Genomic DNA, 16,357 nt, shown 5'->3' on the forward strand with positions numbered 1-16,357 from the left:
TCATGCGTATCAAGCAACAGATGGGTATCGTCTTCAACCTGGATAAGTGTCTGGGTTGTCAAACCTGCACCATTGCGTGCAAGAACGTGTGGACCAACCGTGAAGGCGCGGAATACATGTTCTGGAACAACGTAGAGACCAAACCAGGCGCGGGCTATCCCAAGCAATGGGAGAACCAGGAGAAGTACCGCGGCGGTTGGAAGGAGGATCCGGGTGCGGACGCGCCCAAGCTGAATCAAGCCTCGCGGTTCTGGGAGATGATTAGTCTCTTCTACAACCCGGTCTTGCCCCAAATGGATGACTATTACGGCAAGGGGCCCTTTACCTTCACCTACGAGGATCTGCATTCGGAGCAGCCGACCAAGTATTCCCAACCGGTCGCACGCCCCAAGTCGCAGATCACGGGCGAAGAGGACATCGAGCTGACCTACGGCGTGAATTGGGAGGACAACGGCGCCGGCACTCATGAAGAGGGCACGGGCAAGCTCGACTACAACTTCATGGATATGACGCCGGCGGCGCGGCAGGCGCTGCTGAAGTTCGAAAACTCCTTCATGATGTATCTGCCGCGCATCTGCAATCACTGCCTGAATCCCGCGTGTGTCGGTTCCTGCCCGTCGGGAGCGAACTACAAGCGCGAAGAGGACGGTGTGGTCCTGATCGATCAGGATCGTTGCCGGGGTTGGCGCTATTGCGTCTCGGGTTGCCCTTACAAGAAGACCTATTACAACTGGCGCACCGGTAAGTCGGAGAAATGCATCCTCTGCTTCCCGCGTCTCGAAACCGGCCAGCCGCCCATGTGCTTCCAGGCGTGCGTGGGTCGTATCCGCTATCTCGGTCCGCTGCTCTACGATTTGGACCGCGTCGCCGAGACGGCGAATGCCCCCGAGCACGAGCTGGTGGATCGGCATCGCGACATCATCTTGGACCCCTTCGATCCGGAGATCATTGCCGAGGCCAAGCGTCAAGGCATCTCGGACAACTGGCTGGAGGCATGCCGCCGCTCGCCGGTCTACAAGATGGTGAAGGAATGGGAGATTGCACTGCCGCTGCATCCGGAGTTCCGTACGCTGCCGAGTCTCTTCTATATCCCGCCGGAGAGTCCCGTACAGACGGCCAAACCGAATGACCGGGGCACGCTGGATATGGTGGACGGCGGCACGGTATTGCCGGATCTGAAGGAGTTCCGGATCCCGATCGAGTATCTGGCGCGTCTGCTGGCCGCCGGGAATACGAAGCTCGTGGAGACGGCCCTGCTGCGTCAGCTTGCGTTGCGTGAGTTCCGTCGGCTGGAGCGTGTGGAGGGTCGCACCGACGATTCCGTCTTGAAGGCAGTGGGACTGACGATCGCACAAGCACGGCATATGCATCGCCTGCTTTCGCTCGCGCACTTCCACGAGCGGTTCGTCATCGCGACCTCGCGTACGGAGGACACGGACAACGCGCCCTATCTGGAACGCGGGTTCACCGGTTATGACCTGCTCGCGCCCGAGCAGAGTCCGAAGCGGCGCACGTCCTTCCACGGCAACAAGATGGGTGTGGGGAGCTGACCATGAGTGCAATCCAATCGACCGAAGCCTTCGTATCGGGTCCGGGTTCGTCCGGACAGGTCTCGACGGGGTCGGCCGGCTGGGATCTCGGGGCCATGTACGGGTTGATCGCAGAGCTTCTGCTCAACCCGGCCGTTCGGGACGCCGGACGGGTGGAGCGTGACCTCCAGGCCATCCCGGAGACGCCGATGCGCGAGTGCATCGAGCGATTCCTGGCATCCCCGGCCGCGCACAACGTCGATGAATACACTGCAACCCTGGAGCTGACGCCCCCCTGTCCGCTCTATCTGGGCGCGCACATGTACGAGGAGCCCAACTCGTGCCGGGGCGCCGGTGCCTGCGGGCGCAATCAATACATGATCGAGCTCAAGGCCACCTACGAACACTTCGGGTTCGACCTGGCCATTACCGAGCTGCCGGATTTTCTGCCGGTCATGATCGAGTTCCTGGCGGTGAGCAGCGCGCATCCGGAACGTGACGGTATCGGGCTGCGACGACGTTTCGTCGATCAGTACCTGCAGCCCGGCATCCCGGCGATGCGCAAGGCGCTGCAGAAATACGAGAGCGTCTACGACCTCCTGATGGAAGCACTTGAGTTTGTGGCAGAGGAGGACATGGAGCGTCTCGCCGACGATCCCGTCTGGCTTGCGCCGGAGGTTCAAGCGACGATCCCGGTGCGCAAGGGGACCTCCTCGACACCGGGCCTCTCGCCATCTCCTGATAACTCCACAGCCGGTTGGTACAGCCAATGAGCAACTTTCTCTTTTCGAGTTACGTCATTTGGGGTGTCTTCCCCTATGTGGCACTGACGCTGTTCTTCGTCGTGCCCTTCATTCGCATGGTCTATCGGCCGTTCGGAATGTCGACGCGGGCCAGCGGCATCTTCGTGGGCCGCGATATCCTCGGACTTGCGGTTCACTTGCTGCACTGGGGTATCTTCCTGGTCTTCTTCGGTCATCTCGCCGGATTGATCGGCGGGATGCTGGGGTGGGGGAGCTGGGTCGGCGCCTTTTTCTGGATGGCCACGCTCGGCGGTTTGGTCGCCATTGTCGGGTCGGTGATGGCGCTGATCCGGCGGACACTGGTTCCCGAAATGCGTGCAATGAGCCAGCCCGATGATTACATCGTGCACTTCTTTCTCATCGCGATCCTGGGCGTCGCCATCTATCAAGCGTTGGGGGATCGTATCTGGGGCGTTTCCTATACCGCAGCTCCCTGGTTTGCCAGTCTTTGGCGGCTCTCGCCCCAACCGGAACTGATGGCATCGGCGCCGTTGTTGTCGAAAATCCATATCCTGCTTGCATTCGCCTTCGCGGCTTATTTCCCTTTCACGAAGTTGATCCATGCCTGGACGCTTCCGGTCAATTATCTCGTGCGGCCCTATCAAGTCTTGCGCACGACAGCGAAGAAATTCCAGAACGGCTGGGTGTTGGGGTGTTGGGAATTCAAAGGCGTCACCGACAAATCCTATATGACCTATTTGACCGCCGGCGTTGTCGGGGTCTTGGTTCTCATCGCCTTCGTGCTGCCCAGCCCCAAAGGAGATGGCCTGGTTCAAACCGCCCATGCCGCGATCACGACGGAGTCGAAGGGTCCGGACTCGAGTCAGGCGCAGGAGGTGCTCGAAGGCTATCCGCTCTATGTCAGCCAATGTGCCCGCTGTCATGGACTGGAAGGTCAGGGTGACGGCCCCGGATCCAAATCGCCGACCTTTACCGCGCTTCCGAGAGATTTGACCGAGGGGCATTTCCAGTTCATCTCGACATCGAACGGTGTTGCGTCGAGCGAGGATCTTCGTCACGCCATCATTCATGGGCTCACCGGTTCGGGAATGCCGGGTTTCGCGGCGCTTTCCGATCGGCAAATCGAATCGCTGGTGCAAACCGTCGAACACTTCTGGAAAGATCGCCCGACACCCGGCGAGCCCATCGCTGTTCCTGCGAGGCCGGCTCCCACAGTGGCGATGATCAAGGAAGGCAAGGAGCTCTACTCCGGCATGTGCTCGGTCTGTCACGGACCGACCGGCGCCGGGGACGGCGTTCTGACGGCGCTCAGGACGGACGCGGCGGGTCGCCCCGTACCGACACGCAATCTGCGCACCGAGCCGCTCAAGGGTGGGTCGAGTGAAACGCAGCTCTACTACCGCATCGCCGCGGGACTGCCGAGAAACAAGGATGAATGGCTGATGCCCGCCTATGCAAACCTCGGCCCGGACAAGATCTGGTCGCTCATTACCTACCTGGAATCGGAGGTCTTTCCGCAACGGCAGGTTGCCCGACGCTGATCGGCCCGGACCGGACCGGACTCGCGGGGTCCAACTCCGGAGGGCGCACCTGGACCGAGCATGTGTGGGTTCAGACCCCTCCCCAGCCCTCCCACGCAAGAGCGGAGGGAGTATCTCGACAAGGAGTCCGAGACCCCTCACCTTGCGGGAGGGCTGGGGGGGGCTGAACTGCGACGTAGGTCTAAAGATCGCAACGAAAAGCAAGATGACGTGACGATCGGGTGTTTCAGTGCGTGGTCGAGTCACGCGGCTGCCCAACTCGACGGAGACCTTTTCGATCCTCTACGGCTTCGCGATTCCGATCCCCGAATTGAGCTTCAATGACCGACCCGAGGCATCAACGCAACGATGGGATCACCAACGCGCTCACAGACGGTCGCAACTGTGGCTCGATATTGGATCGAGAAGCTGCCGCCATCGTACTTTTCATTGGTGATGGCGACAGGGATCGTCTCCATCGCCTGTGATCTGGTCGGGCTCGACTGGATCGCCCATCCGCTTCTTTTCATCAACTTGATTGCTTTCGCCGCGCTTTTGTTTATGACCGGCCTTCGCGTGCTGGTCTATCCTACACACCTTGTCGATGATCTCAGGGCACATGCCTTAGGGCCGGGGTATTTTACGATCGTCGCCGGGACCTGCGTGATTGGGGTACAGATCTTCACGCTGACCGGCGACGCCGATCTTGCATTTGGATTGTGGGTGTTCGGCGCCTTTCTCTGGCTGCTGATTACCTACTCTTTCTTCACGGCGATCATCGTCCATCCGACCAAGCCCTCGTTGACGGACGGCATGAGCGGTGTCTGGCTCATTGCATCGGTTGCCACGCAATCCATTGCAGTACTCGGGACTATGGTTGCCTTTCGTTTTCCCGACGCTCAGCAGTTCATTCTCTTTATCAGCTTATTCTTCTATTTCATGGGCTGCATGCTTTATATCAATATCATCGCCCTGGTTTTCTATCGATTGACCTTCATGCATCTGGAGCCGGCGAGCTTTACCCCGCCATACTGGGTCAGCATGGGGGCGACGGCGATCGCGACACAAGCCGGAGCGACACTGATTCTCCACGCGGAAGAATCACAATTACTGGTCGAGCTGGTTCCTTTCCTCAAGGGTTTCACACTTTTCTTTTGGGCTGCGGGGACCTGGTGGATACCTCTCCTCATCGCCCTGGGGATCTGGACGCATTGGCTCAGACGCGTGCCGATCGTCTACACGCCACTATTCTGGGGTGCGGTGTTTCCCTTGGGCATGTACACGGCGAGCACCGCGTTGTTGGCGAACGCACTACAAATCGACGGCCTGACCTGGATCCCGGCGATAACCGTCTACATTGCGCTCGCGGCTTGGGGACTGACCTTTCTCGGTCTTCTTAGGCGTTTGTTTCGAGCGATCGAGGCGGTGGTCAGAGTCGCGGTTTCCGCGGGCGATTAAAGAAGGCAAGAGGTTTATCGTTTCTCGCCAGGTTCCGGAGAATCGCCTGATGGCGCGCCAAGCGCCCATCATCGGATCGACTGTACATCGAGTTGGCAGGCAGCGAGAAAATCCTTGCGCATCAGAAGGCCGGCCAGACGACCGCGGTCGTCGACGACCGGCATGCTGCGTCCGCCGTGGCTCCGGAAGGCGGACATGATCTGAGAAAAACCGGCGTGCTCGGTCACGGTGATTGCCGGAGATGTCATCATCGCGCTCGTCGCTGTTTCGTGACAGCAGTCGGCGAGACGGCTGCATTGTTCGAGCAATCGCGGAAGCAGCGCCAAAAAACTCTCCGCACCGAGCCGCTTGAGAATATCCGTCTCGGTCAGAATTCCGCTCACCAGTCCGCCGCCTACGACCACCGGAAGCGCTTTGACGCCTTGGCGCACGAATAGTGCGGCCGCGTGGTAAAGCGGTGTCGTTGGATGCAGCGGTTGGATCGGGGACCGCATGAGGTTTCTCGCACACATGCGGCTGTTCATGCGCTCGACGGCGTGGGCATGGGCGAGGTGATAAATGGTTCGGAAGTCCGTTGTCGTAATGTCGATATAGCCGGGAATCTCCCGCATCGCATCCAGGATGTCGGCGTCCGAAAGCTCAAGCTCCCGGATCTCGTCGATACTGGCGTGGTCCGGCTCCTGAAAGAGATGAAGATGGCTCTCTGTCATCTGATGACCCCCGTATGATCGGCTTCAACGCCGCTGGCGGGCTTATTAGGCGTGGATCACGGGCAAATAGCCTTGAGACAGGTCAAACCGGTGACTTCTTACGCGTTTCGAGGGCGGGACTTTGCGCGGTCTCGAACCGGGGAGCCTCCATCCCAAGCACCTGTCCGAGAGGCTTTCGCGAGCGTTCGGCGATCGATGTCTGTGAGAGCTGCCGCTCCGTAAGCAAAAGGTCTCGAGTGGCTCGACGATCCTGGTAGAGAATCTGCTCGGGTGTCGCACCGAAGGGCCGCTCCAGGTTGATTCGCGCGATCCGACCGAGATTCACGCCGCGACCGTCATCGAGCAGGATCAGGTGCGGTGCCAGATCCCGCACCGGATCCGGTCGAGGAAACTCCAGGATGTCGAACAGGATGTAGGGCTGTCCGGTCTGGCACGACCCAGCTGTGGTTTCGGTCGTCAGGTTTGATATGGGTCAAGGCCCTCATCACGCCCTGAGTTTCAAATTCGGTATAAGGATTCCACGCGGTTGAGGACCGGGTCGGTCGCGCCCCGGAACCGCACCGCAGTCGTATCGACATGTCCGGTACGCAAGCCAATTGGAGGCAAGCCTTGAGCCTGATGGCTTACGTCCGAAAGATGCGCGGGACCACACGGGGAAGTCCGCCACGGGTCAGCAATCAGGAGGTCTTCTGGTCGTGGATCGGTGCATTCCTCGGGATCGGTCTGGTCGGTTGGGTCAATCAGGCGTTCTTCTCGGAGATCGACCTCACGCTCACGATCGGCTCGCTCGGTGCATCCGCGGTCCTGCTCTACGGGGCGGCTCGCAGCCCATTGGCTCAGCCCCGTAACCTAGTCGGCGGTCACGTCATCTCGGCGCTGGTCGGCGTCACCAGTTGGAAGCTGCTGTCCGCGGATCCCTGGCTTGCACAAGCAGTCGCGGTGGCCACTGCGATTGCGTTCATGCATCTAAGTAAGACCCTGCATCCGCCGGGGGGCGCAACCGCTCTGATTGCGGTGATCGGCTCGGAGGAGATTCACGCGATGGGATATTACTACGTGCTGATTCCGGCGACCCTCGGGCCGCTGATCCTGCTGGCGGTGGCCCTTCTTGTGAACAACATCCCCGCGACACGTCGTTATCCGGAGAACTGGATATGAGTCGACCCGTGTTGCGTGTTGCTGTAGGCATCGCCCTGGGCTGCCTGCTTGTTGCGCCTTTTGCGCTGGCCGAAGAGGCCGAGGATCCGTTCGCCGATGCGGACTTGGAAAACGCAGCTGAGATCAACGAGGTCTGTGCCGGCTGCCACGGCGAATATGGCCAAGGCGGAAAGGACGGCGAATATCCACGCCTGGCAGGTCTCCCCGCCGCCTTCATCGCACGGCAGCTCGACCTGTTCAGGGCGCGCGAGCGCGAGAATCTCGCCATGGTGGAGCACACGGATCATCGGCAGATGCCGGATTCGGATATTCGCGATATCTCGGCCTTTCTCGCCGCGATCGAGCTGCCGAGTCGCCTCCCGCCGGTCGACGAGACAGCGGCGGATTTCAACGCCTACGAGCGGCTGATGGCCACCAAACGGATCGTTCAGATCCCGCGCGCGGAGGGTGATGCGGTTGTCGGCGAGCGCATCTACGACAAGGAGTGTGCCTCCTGCCACGGCCGCGACGGCCTGGGACGCGAGCGCGATGCCGTGCCCATGTTGGCCGGTCAGTACACCGGGTACATGCTGCGCCAGGTCGACAAATACATCGATAAGAGGCGTGTGCATGACCCGTCCGACCCGGATGCCGAGGAGTTGCTGGCGGCCTTCACCGCCGAAGAGCTGCGCGACATCTTTGCCTACCTCTCGATCCTGGACGATTGATCGTCGAGGACCCGCTCTGCATCCGTATCCGAGGACGTCTTATGCCGTTCGGCCGACGCATTACGCGCGAGAAAAAGACCATCACTGCCATGATGGCCATCTACTGCCGGGATCATCACCCAGGCTACGAGGAACTCTGCACCGAGTGCGTGTGCTTGCTCGAGTATGCGCATCGCCGCCTCGACACCTGTCCTTTCCAGGAAGAAAAACCGGCCTGCAATCTCTGCGAGGTGCACTGCTACAGCGCCCTGATGCGCGAGCGGGTGCGCGCTGTGATGCGCTATGCCGGCCCGCGCATGCTCTGGCCCCATCCGATCCTGAGTCTCGGGCACATCCTCGACAAGCTCCGTCCGGCGCCCCAGTTGAAGAAAACGAGACGTGCACAGACAGGCAAGGCCCGGTCGGACACGACGCCCGAGTGAGCCGTGACGATTCAAAAACAGAGTGAACACATGATGAGCGCTTAGGATGGGTCGAGCGTCAGCGAAACCCATCCTCCCAACCGCCGCGTCGCCGGGTTTCGGTCCGACGCCCTTGGCGCACGCTGGATAGGTTTCGCTGACGCTCGACCCGTCATCCTCGGTTGTGTTGAATCGCACCCAAACGATGCCCCCGATGCCGCGTCAGCCCGGGCGCCCGTCCGGGCGGGGCGCGACCAGCATGGGTGCATGCACCCAGAGGAAGAGCCCGAAGGCGAGGATCCAACAGAGCCCCGCGCTCATCAGCCAGGCGTGGTAGCCGGCCGGGTAGATCAGAGGTGCGAGACCGCGCAAGGCGGCCGCGCAGTTGATCAGGACGAAGGCGACGATCGTCAGACGAGCGGCCTGCATCGCCCGGCCGGTGTGGCCGACGGCGACCCGGGCCATCATCCCGAGCGTCACGACCCCGATCGCCCCGATCGTCAGTGTGTGCAGTGCACCGCGGGCAGGTAGTGCGGTGAAAGCGGGGAGCCCGTCCAGGATCAGGCCAAGCGCGAGCCAGAGCAGACCCACATAGAGCACCGTCAACATAGGTGTCGTCCAGACACGTCGATCGTGCCAGCCGGCAATCCGCACCAGAAGCACTAGGCCCAAAGCGATCGCGAAGGCGCCCGACGGGGAGCCGTAGGGCTGGATGAGGTCGGCGATCAGAAGCGCTGCGGCGAGGAGGAAGGTCAGACGCTCGACGAACTGAAAGCTGCGTGGCTTGGCGCCGGTGATTCCGCGCTCGATGAAGAAAGGCATCACCCGGCCCGAGACCAGCAGCATCGTCAGGATGACAAGGTCCAGCATCAGACGATGACCCCGTGCCGCCCCGCCCGGGAGGACGCCGAGCACATCGAGATGGACCAGCGCGCTCGCGAGCGTCATTCCTGCGAACAGCAGCAAGAAGACGCGGTTCACCGGATTGGGGCCGAACCAGAGCGGCCGTCGCAGCGCGAACGCCAGTACCGGGAAGAAGGCAACATCCGTCAGCGCGACCACCAAGGCCGGCAGCCCGAGCCACGGCATCAGACGTGCGGCCAACCAGAGCGCGACCAAGGCCGCGAGTGCCGTGCCGGTCGGCGTGTCCATGCCGCTCCAGTTGCGCACGGCCGTCAACAGGAACCCGGCGATGACGGCTGCCAGATAACCGAAAAGCATCTCGTGGGCGTGCCAGGCCGGCCCGGCCAAGTAGGCGGGCTGCGGGAAATGGCCCGTCAGCATTGCGAGCCAGATCAGAACGGACAGGACGGCGGCGATCCCCGCGGCCAGAAAGAAGGGCCGGAAGCCGAGCGCAAGGACGCTGATCGGTCTCTTGGTCTTGGTGAGCGGGTCGACGCGCATCTGGGTGGTTGTCCTTATCGGTGGTCGGCGCGAGCCCGATCGAGCGCTTGAGCGGGAGCGGCTTCCGGGAGTCGGAGTGTGGGGCGGATGGACGCGAGCCAAATCGCCCCGGTCGTCTCGCGCGAATATGGCCGAGCTTCGCGGGGTCGTGGCGCGCTGTCGCAACAATTTACCCTAGCGATGGCCTGTAGGTGCGTCCTTGACGTGGGTCAAGATGAGGCGCCGGGGGAGCGAAGCGAGAAGCCTTGTCGTGACCCCGGCCATCGCGGCACGTGGCGCAGAGCGCCACGAGGCATGCGCGACACTGCAGGGCGGGTGTCACGAGCTGATGAGGTTTTGGGTGGCAGTCTCATGAGCGAGGCCGCCGAGGAATCGGTTCGGCATGACGGCGCCTCGTTTTGCCTTGAGGTTTGGTCTGGATCGTCATTGCTCGATTGCGCTCTAATCCGCACATGAACGATACCGCTCCCGATCGAGATGCCGAGGAGGGCCCGCCCGGACCCGAGATGCCCGCGCGAGCCCTCCTCGAGCGCATCCCCCAAAGTCCGGGCGTCTACAGGATGCTGGATGCCGACGCCACAGTGCTCTATGTCGGCAAGGCCAAGAACCTCAAACGCCGGGTGTCGAGCTATTTCAGCCGGGCGCTGACCCGACGCCTTCAGGTGATGGTGAGCCAGATCGTCGACATCGAGGTGACGGTCACCCGCACCGAGGGCGAGGCGTTGCTGCTCGAGAGCAACCTCATCAAGTCGCTGCGTCCGCGCTTCAACGTGCTGCTGCGCGACGACAAGAGCTATCCCTTCATCTATCTCAGCACGCAGGACGATTTCCCGAGACTTGCGTTTTACCGGGGGCCGCGCAAATCCAAAGGGCGCCTCTTCGGCCCCTATCCGAGCGCCTGGGCCGTGCGCGAGACCCTGCAGTTGCTGCAGAAGCTGTTCCCGGTGCGCCAGTGCGAAGACACCTTCTTCAATAACCGCTCGAGACCCTGTCTGCAGTATCAGATTAAGCGCTGCAGCGGTCCCTGTGTCGGACTCGTCAGTCGCGAGGAATACGCCGAGGATGTCGCCCACACCATCCAGTTTCTCGACGGGCGTGCCGAGGAGGCGATCGCGGATCTGGGGCGCAGCATGGAGCAGGCCGCCGCCGCGCTCGAATTTGAGCGAGCCGCCGTTCTGCGCGATCAGATCGCGACCCTGAGCCGGATCCAGCAGCGCCAATACGTGAGCGGGGAGGGCGGCGACCTCGACATCATCGCCTGCGCCCAAGAGGGCGGGACGAGCTGTGTGCAGGTCTTCTTCATCCGCGCCGGACGCAACCTCGGCAACAAGGCATTCTTTCCGAAGACGCCCGACGACACGGACGACGCGACCCTCTTGGCCGGGTTCCTGGCCCAGTTCTACGCCGACAAGCAGATCCCGCCCGAGCTGGTGGTCAGCGTCGAGCCGGAGGAGCACGCGCTCTTGGAGACGGCGCTCTCGCAACGCGCCGAGCGGCGGGTGCAGATCAAATGGCGGGTGCGCGCCGAGCGTGCGCGCTGGCTCGAGATGGCCCGCGGCAATGCCGAGGTCGCGCTCAAATCCAGGCTCGGCAGCCAGGCCGGCTACGGTCGCCGCATCGAGGCGCTGCGCGATGCGCTGGATCTCCCCGAGCGGCCTCAGCGCATGGAGTGCTTCGACATCAGTCACACCCAAGGCGAGCGCACCGTCGCCTCCTGCGTGGTTTTCGATGGCGAGGGGGCGCGCAAGTCGGATTACCGCCGCTTCAACATCGAGGGCATCATCCCCGGCGACGACTACGCGGCGCTGCATCAGGCCCTGACCCGGCGCTATACGCGCGTCAAACAGGGCGAGTATCCGATCCCCGATATCCTCTTCATCGACGGCGGACGCGGACAGATCCGAGCGGTCGGCGAAGCGCTCCAAGAGCTCGGCATCGCCGGCGTGCAGTTGGTGGGCATTTCGAAGGGGCCTGATCGTCGCCCCGGCACCGAGCTGCTTTGGTTGTTGGACGTCGAGTCGCCGCTTATACTGCCAAGCGATTCCCCCGCCATGCATCTGATCGAGCAGATCCGCGACGAGGCCCATCGGTTCGCCATCACCGGTCATCGCCAGCGCCGTGCCAAGGCACGCACGACATCCACGCTGGAAGGGCTCGCCGGGATCGGTCCGCGTCGCCGCCAGCGTCTTCTGAAGCAGTTCGGCGGCATCCGCGGCCTGGCCCGCGCAGGGGTCGAGGACATTGCCTGCGTCGACGGCATCGGCCGACAATTGGCACAACAGATCTATGATGCCTTTCACGAGGAGGCCGCGGGGCCCTGACGTATGTGGAATATCCCCAACCTTCTGACGATGCTCCGGATCGTCCTGATCCCGGTGTTTGTCGTCGTATTCTACGCCGAGGCACCTTGGGCGCCCTATGTCGCTGCAGCGGTCTTCGGCGCCGCTGCCTTGACGGATTGGCTCGACGGCTATCTCGCGCGTCTCTGGGAGCAGACCTCGCCGCTCGGGGCCTTCCTCGATCCGGTTGCCGACAAGCTCATGGTCGCGGTCGCGCTCGTTCTGCTGGTCCAATACGACCCGCGCACCCTCCTGGCGCTCCCGGCAGTCGTGATCATTGGACGCGAGATTACGGTCTCCGCGCTGCGCGAGTGGATGGCCGAGATCGGCGCCCGCGCCAAGGTCGCCGTCTCGATGACCGGCAAGATCAAGACGACGGCACAGATGATCTCGATCGTGCTGTTGATCCTGCGCGACACCGTTTTCGGCCCCTGGGTCTACGGTTTGGGTGTCGTTCTACTCTACGTCGCGGCCGTTCTCACCCTCTGGTCGATGGTGCTCTATCTGCGCGCGGCGTGGCCGAGCCTGTCCGGTCAGGTCGATGGCGAGAGGCGCGATTGAGGTCCGGATCGGGTTCGGGTTCGGGTTCGGGTTCGGGAGGATCAGCACAGCGTTGCCCGCACTCGTCGGGTCGATGAGAGATCGATGCAATCGAAGAGTTGACAGCATCGAGAAATGCCTTAAAATGCACGGCTCCAAAGCGGGAATAGCTCAGTGGTAGAGCACAACCTTGCCAAGGTTGGGGTCGCGAGTTCGAATCTCGTTTCCCGCTCCAAATACCCGAGTGTGCTCCGAAAGTGTGTTGCCACGGCGATCAGTCAGGGTTCTGATCGTGTCGCACCTAGGAGCACTTCTCACCTCCTTGCTTTCCGTCATCGTTCGCGTACTTCGTTCTTCTCGCGTGTGACTATGGCGACCCTAGATCGGTTTTCCTGATCTATCTGCGTACCCTCCGGGCTCGGGCGATCTTCAGAGATCTCGCCGACGACTTAGACAAAACCGGTGTTCAACTCGCCGAGCGATGACATCTGCGTCTACTGCTCGCGCCCACCGACTCCAACCGTTACCTAAACATCCCTGCGCGAGGAATAGGCCAAACGCCTGCTCGTGCCGGCCTGCTCCTTCGCCAGCTGCTCCAGGGGGCGTAGCGGCCATCACCCGGCGGGTGAGCTCTCGGACGACCTCGATCTTCAAGGCCGTCAAAGCCTTGCATGAAGCACGAAGCGGTCAACTGCCGGATCTAGGTTGAACTCCACGCCGGAGCTCTCGCCGTTTTTGATCAGTTCGAGCAGTTCGGTTTTGGTCATTCCGATGCCTTGTTGTTGCGAGCCGTGAAGGGCATGAAGGAGCCGAAAGAAGGTGCTCTTTCGCGGCTGTGCCGGAAGTGGTCTATGTGCGGGCCACAAGTACGGCCCCCTTATTGATGGCCTTTCGTGCAACCATCCCCGCGATCACGGTCAAATTCCGGGATGCTCGAGTCCGCTCGGCGGACGGTACCTGGAGGATGTCTATGGATCGATCTTGCGTATCGAGTCGGCGTGCCTTTCTTGCGGCCCTCGCGGTCGTGCCTCTGTCCTTCCTGACGCTGCCTGGCAACAGCCGGGCAGAGGACGGTCAGCCCCTTGTCAAATCGATCCCCTCAACCGGCGAACCGTTGCCGGTCATCGGCATGGGAACCTGGATCACCTTCAACGTCGGAGACGACCCGGTGGCACGTGACGTGCGCACCGATGTTCTGCGTGCCTTCTTCGCGGCAGGCGGCGGCATGATCGACTCCTCGCCCATGTACGGGACGGCCGAGGCGGTCGTCGGCAGCTGCTTGGCGAGACTGGATCGCCCCAAGGGTTTGTTCTCGGCGACCAAGGTCTGGACCTCCTCGACCGCAGAGGGTCTCGAGCAGATCGCGGCATCCGAGCGGCTCTGGGGTCTGCCGCGTCTGGATCTGCTTCAGGTCCACAATCTGGTGAACTGGAAGGGCCATCTGGAGACCCTATCGGCGATGAAGGCCGATGGGAAGGTGCGTTATATCGGCGTCACGACGTCGCACGGTCGTCGTCACCCGGAGCTTGCCCGGATCATGGAGACGCACCCGATCGATTTCGTGCAATTGACCTACAACATCGAGGATCGCGAGGCCGAGGCTCGCCTGCTTCCCTTGGCCGCGGAGCGGGGGATCGCGGTGATCGCCAATCGGCCCTTCCAGGGCGGCTCGTTGATCGATCGCGTCAAGCGCCACCCCTTGCCGGGTTGGGCGCGCGAGATCGACTGCACCGACTGGTCGCAGATTCTGCTCAAGTTCATCGTCTCGCACCCTGCCGTGACCTGTGCCATCCCGGCGACCAGTCAGGTGGATCATATGGTCGAGAATATGGCGTCCGCGCGGGGTGCCATGCCGGATGCGGCGCTCCGACGCCGCATGGCCGCCGATGTCGCCGCGCTCTGATGGACCTCTTGAGCTATTCGCTCGTCGACCTGATCCCGTTTTCGCGCGAGACCTATTTCAGGCTTTTCGAGCGCTACAACATCGGGCTCTGGCCGGCGCCGATCATCGGGCTCGCGATGGGTCTGACGGCCCTATTCACGGCACGTCGGGCAGGGGGTCGGATGCTTCGGACACCGTTTCTCCTAACCGCCGTCTGCTGGGTTTGGGTCGGCTGGGTCTTTCAGGTCCACTGGTACGCGCCCCTGAGCTGGCCGGGGATCTATTTCGGGATCGGCTTCGTGTTGCAGGGCGTGCTCATGGGCGTCGTGCTCGGTTGGCGCCCGCTGTCCGGTTCTCGGGAAGGCACGGACCGGGATCCCGGTCCGGGGATCTGGATCCTCGTCTTCGCGCTCGCGCTTCAACCCCTGCTCGGACTCCTTTCCGATCGACCCTGGTACGGTCTGGAGGTCTTCGGCAGCGCACCGGATCCGACGGCGATTGCAACATTGGGTCTGCTTCTGATGATCCATCATCCGTTGCGCTGGCTGCTGTCGATCATTCCGCTCGCCTGGTGCCTGATCAGCGGGGCGACCCTCTGGGTCCTGAGCGTTCCGACTTGGCCGGTCATGCCGCTTGCCGCGGCGCTCTATTTGGGTGTCGTCGTTTGGCCGTGGGTCTCCGGGCGAAGTCGGCTTGAGTAAAGTGTCGGAGGGTGGTTGAGCGCCGAATCTAATCGTTGTCGTTGTCGTTGTCTTAATCGACAACGACAACGACAACGACTGGGGGAGACGCGGTTTAGGCGATTTCCGGGAATCAACATCCCACTGCGCAGACGATTCTGCCGGAAGTGCCGCCAACGGTCGTCGCGAAACGGCGACACCGCCCGGGATAGACGACTTGCAGTCGTCCTCTTCCAAGCGTTCTGAGTGCCGGTGGGGTCGCGCTCTACCCGACGATCTAGGGCCGTCGGGCCGGCCGAAGAGGACGACTGCAAGTCGTCTATCCCGGGGAGCGCCGCTTCGCGGCGTTGCCTCCGGCCGATCGATCGTCGAGTCTGCCGTGGCCGATTCCATCCAAAAACATCACATCACCGCGCCTGGCGCGGTTTAGGTTCAATGCATCCGCGGCTTCGGAGTCTCGGACGGTGTCGTCTCGGGTCGCCTGCGCATGAGCGGCAAGGAGGCGTGATGGGCCGTCATCCGCCAGCCCTCGGCGCTCTGCCGGTAGACGTTCGTCGCCAGGATCCGATTGGGCTCCTCGCGCGAGCGGCTCGGGCGGATCAGCTCCTCGACCAGATGCACGGCGAGCCCCTCGGCCGCCGTGCGTTGGATGACGCGGTACTGCAGGTCCGGGCGCTCGGCCCCGGTCAGGACCTCGCGCCAACTGTTCAGGACCTCGCTGCGCCCCTGCAGGAGATCGCCGCCGGGGTGGACGCAGACCGGGCTTGGCTGCTCCGCCCAGACCGCTCCCATCAAGGCGATGTCGAGCGTCTGGAAGGCGGTATAGAAGGCTGCTTCGACCTCGTCCGGGGTCTGGAATCGGCTCATCGGCCGGAATCCGGCGCGGCCGGGATGCCGAGCAGCGCGATGCGCAACGCCCGGATCGCGCGTGTCTGGGTGGGCTCGCCCATGCAGCGCACGATGAGCGCGGGATCCAACGCAGGCAGCGCGCGGCTGCGGGTCGCGGCGAGATAGGTCTCGTCCTGCAGGACGAAGAAGCGCAACGTGCCGTCCTCCCAGAACCAGACCTCGGGCACGCCGAGTCCGCGATAGACCGCGAGCTTGTCGACGCCTCCGCTGGTCCAGATCACCTCGATCGCGATGTCCGGGACCTTCGGTGCAAGGCGGATCGGACCCACCAGATAACACTCGTCGGCCTCGGTACCGAGCCGCTTGGCTTTTTCCTTCAGGGTCCAGGAGCCGTAGCCTTCAAGCTCGATGTCCCT

15 protein-coding genes and 1 tRNA gene are annotated in these 16,357 nt (G+C 62.5%); 12 read left to right on the plus strand and 4 right to left on the minus strand.

Features of this window, described 5'->3' with window-relative positions; translation table 11 throughout:
- Positions 1–2 precede the first annotated feature (2 nt).
- The 4 genes from narH (at position 3) to GPT33_RS00920 (ending at position 5,271) form a co-directional block, all read left to right on the plus strand.
- Positions 3–1,550: a nitrate reductase subunit beta gene (gene narH, locus GPT33_RS00905; RefSeq protein WP_296804966.1), complete on the plus strand. Its 1,548-nt coding sequence runs from the start codon at positions 3–5 to the stop codon at positions 1,548–1,550.
- Between the two features lie 2 nt (positions 1,551–1,552).
- The gene (locus tag GPT33_RS00910) at positions 1,553–2,302 is read left to right on the plus strand and encodes a molecular chaperone TorD family protein (protein ID WP_296804968.1); all 750 of its coding nucleotides are present in this window, start codon (positions 1,553–1,555) and stop codon (positions 2,300–2,302) included.
- A complete protein-coding gene (locus tag GPT33_RS00915) occupies positions 2,299–3,834 on the plus strand; it encodes a respiratory nitrate reductase subunit gamma (RefSeq protein WP_296804970.1) in 1,536 nt (511 codons plus the stop codon). The genes GPT33_RS00910 and GPT33_RS00915 overlap by 4 nt, the downstream gene beginning before the upstream one ends.
- A gap of 348 nt (positions 3,835–4,182) precedes the next feature.
- A complete protein-coding gene (locus GPT33_RS00920) occupies positions 4,183–5,271 on the plus strand; it encodes a tellurite resistance/C4-dicarboxylate transporter family protein (protein ID WP_296804972.1) in 1,089 nt (362 codons plus the stop codon).
- Between the two features lie 68 nt (positions 5,272–5,339).
- Here the strand turns inward: GPT33_RS00920 and GPT33_RS00925 are convergent, their stop codons facing one another.
- The gene (locus GPT33_RS00925) at positions 5,340–5,981 is read right to left on the minus strand and encodes a CBS domain-containing protein (RefSeq protein WP_296804974.1); all 642 of its coding nucleotides are present in this window, start codon (positions 5,979–5,981) and stop codon (positions 5,340–5,342) included.
- A gap of 576 nt (positions 5,982–6,557) precedes the next feature.
- Between GPT33_RS00925 and GPT33_RS00930 the strand changes: the two genes are divergently transcribed.
- From GPT33_RS00930 to GPT33_RS00940, 3 genes are read left to right on the plus strand one after another with little or no spacing between them, the layout of a single operon-like run.
- Entirely contained in the window at positions 6,558–7,139 is a 582-nt protein-coding gene (locus GPT33_RS00930) for an HPP family protein (protein ID WP_296804976.1), read from the plus strand.
- Positions 7,136–7,846 (plus strand): c-type cytochrome, encoded by a 711-nt coding sequence (locus GPT33_RS00935; protein ID WP_296804978.1) that lies wholly within the window; start codon positions 7,136–7,138, stop codon positions 7,844–7,846. The genes GPT33_RS00930 and GPT33_RS00935 overlap by 4 nt, the downstream gene beginning before the upstream one ends.
- A 41-nt stretch (positions 7,847–7,887) precedes the next feature.
- The gene (locus GPT33_RS00940; protein ID WP_296804981.1) at positions 7,888–8,268 is read left to right on the plus strand and encodes a nitrous oxide-stimulated promoter family protein; all 381 of its coding nucleotides are present in this window, start codon (positions 7,888–7,890) and stop codon (positions 8,266–8,268) included.
- Positions 8,269–8,469: 201 nt separating this feature from the next.
- On the opposite strand, the gene GPT33_RS00945 is transcribed toward GPT33_RS00940, so the two are convergent.
- Positions 8,470–9,651, minus strand: a complete 1,182-nt coding sequence (locus GPT33_RS00945; protein ID WP_296804983.1) for an NnrS family protein — start codon at positions 9,649–9,651, stop codon at positions 8,470–8,472.
- 506 nt (positions 9,652–10,157) lie between these two features.
- On the opposite strand from GPT33_RS00945, the gene uvrC reads away from it, so the two are divergent.
- From uvrC to GPT33_RS00970, 5 genes are all read left to right on the plus strand, one after another.
- Complete coding sequence (gene uvrC / locus GPT33_RS00950) at positions 10,158–11,972, plus strand: excinuclease ABC subunit UvrC (RefSeq protein WP_296805003.1); 1,815 nt, start codon at positions 10,158–10,160, stop codon at positions 11,970–11,972.
- A gap of 3 nt (positions 11,973–11,975) precedes the next feature.
- Positions 11,976–12,551, plus strand: coding sequence for a CDP-diacylglycerol--glycerol-3-phosphate 3-phosphatidyltransferase (gene pgsA, locus GPT33_RS00955; RefSeq protein ID WP_296804985.1), 576 nt, complete (start codon positions 11,976–11,978; stop codon positions 12,549–12,551).
- A 139-nt stretch (positions 12,552–12,690) separates the two neighbouring features.
- Positions 12,691–12,765: transfer RNA gene (locus GPT33_RS00960), tRNA-Gly, on the plus strand.
- A gap of 735 nt (positions 12,766–13,500) precedes the next feature.
- A complete protein-coding gene (locus GPT33_RS00965) occupies positions 13,501–14,433 on the plus strand; it encodes an aldo/keto reductase (RefSeq protein ID WP_296804987.1) in 933 nt (310 codons plus the stop codon).
- A complete protein-coding gene (locus GPT33_RS00970) occupies positions 14,433–15,113 on the plus strand; it encodes a DUF6064 family protein (protein WP_296804989.1) in 681 nt (226 codons plus the stop codon). Before GPT33_RS00965 ends, GPT33_RS00970 begins: the two co-directional genes overlap by 1 nt.
- 411 nt (positions 15,114–15,524) lie before the next feature.
- On the opposite strand, the gene GPT33_RS00975 is transcribed toward GPT33_RS00970, so the two are convergent.
- Together GPT33_RS00975 and GPT33_RS00980 are read right to left on the minus strand one after the other, a co-directional pair.
- Positions 15,525–15,959, minus strand: a complete 435-nt coding sequence (locus GPT33_RS00975) for a nuclear transport factor 2 family protein (RefSeq protein WP_296804991.1) — start codon at positions 15,957–15,959, stop codon at positions 15,525–15,527.
- A partial coding sequence (locus GPT33_RS00980) for a Uma2 family endonuclease (RefSeq protein ID WP_296804993.1) occupies positions 15,956–16,357 on the minus strand: 402 nt, incomplete at its 5' end. The genes GPT33_RS00975 and GPT33_RS00980, both read right to left, overlap by 4 nt.

This window comes from Thiocapsa sp. (assembly GCF_011390875.1).
Taxonomy (GTDB): domain Bacteria; phylum Pseudomonadota; class Gammaproteobacteria; order Chromatiales; family Chromatiaceae; genus Thiocapsa.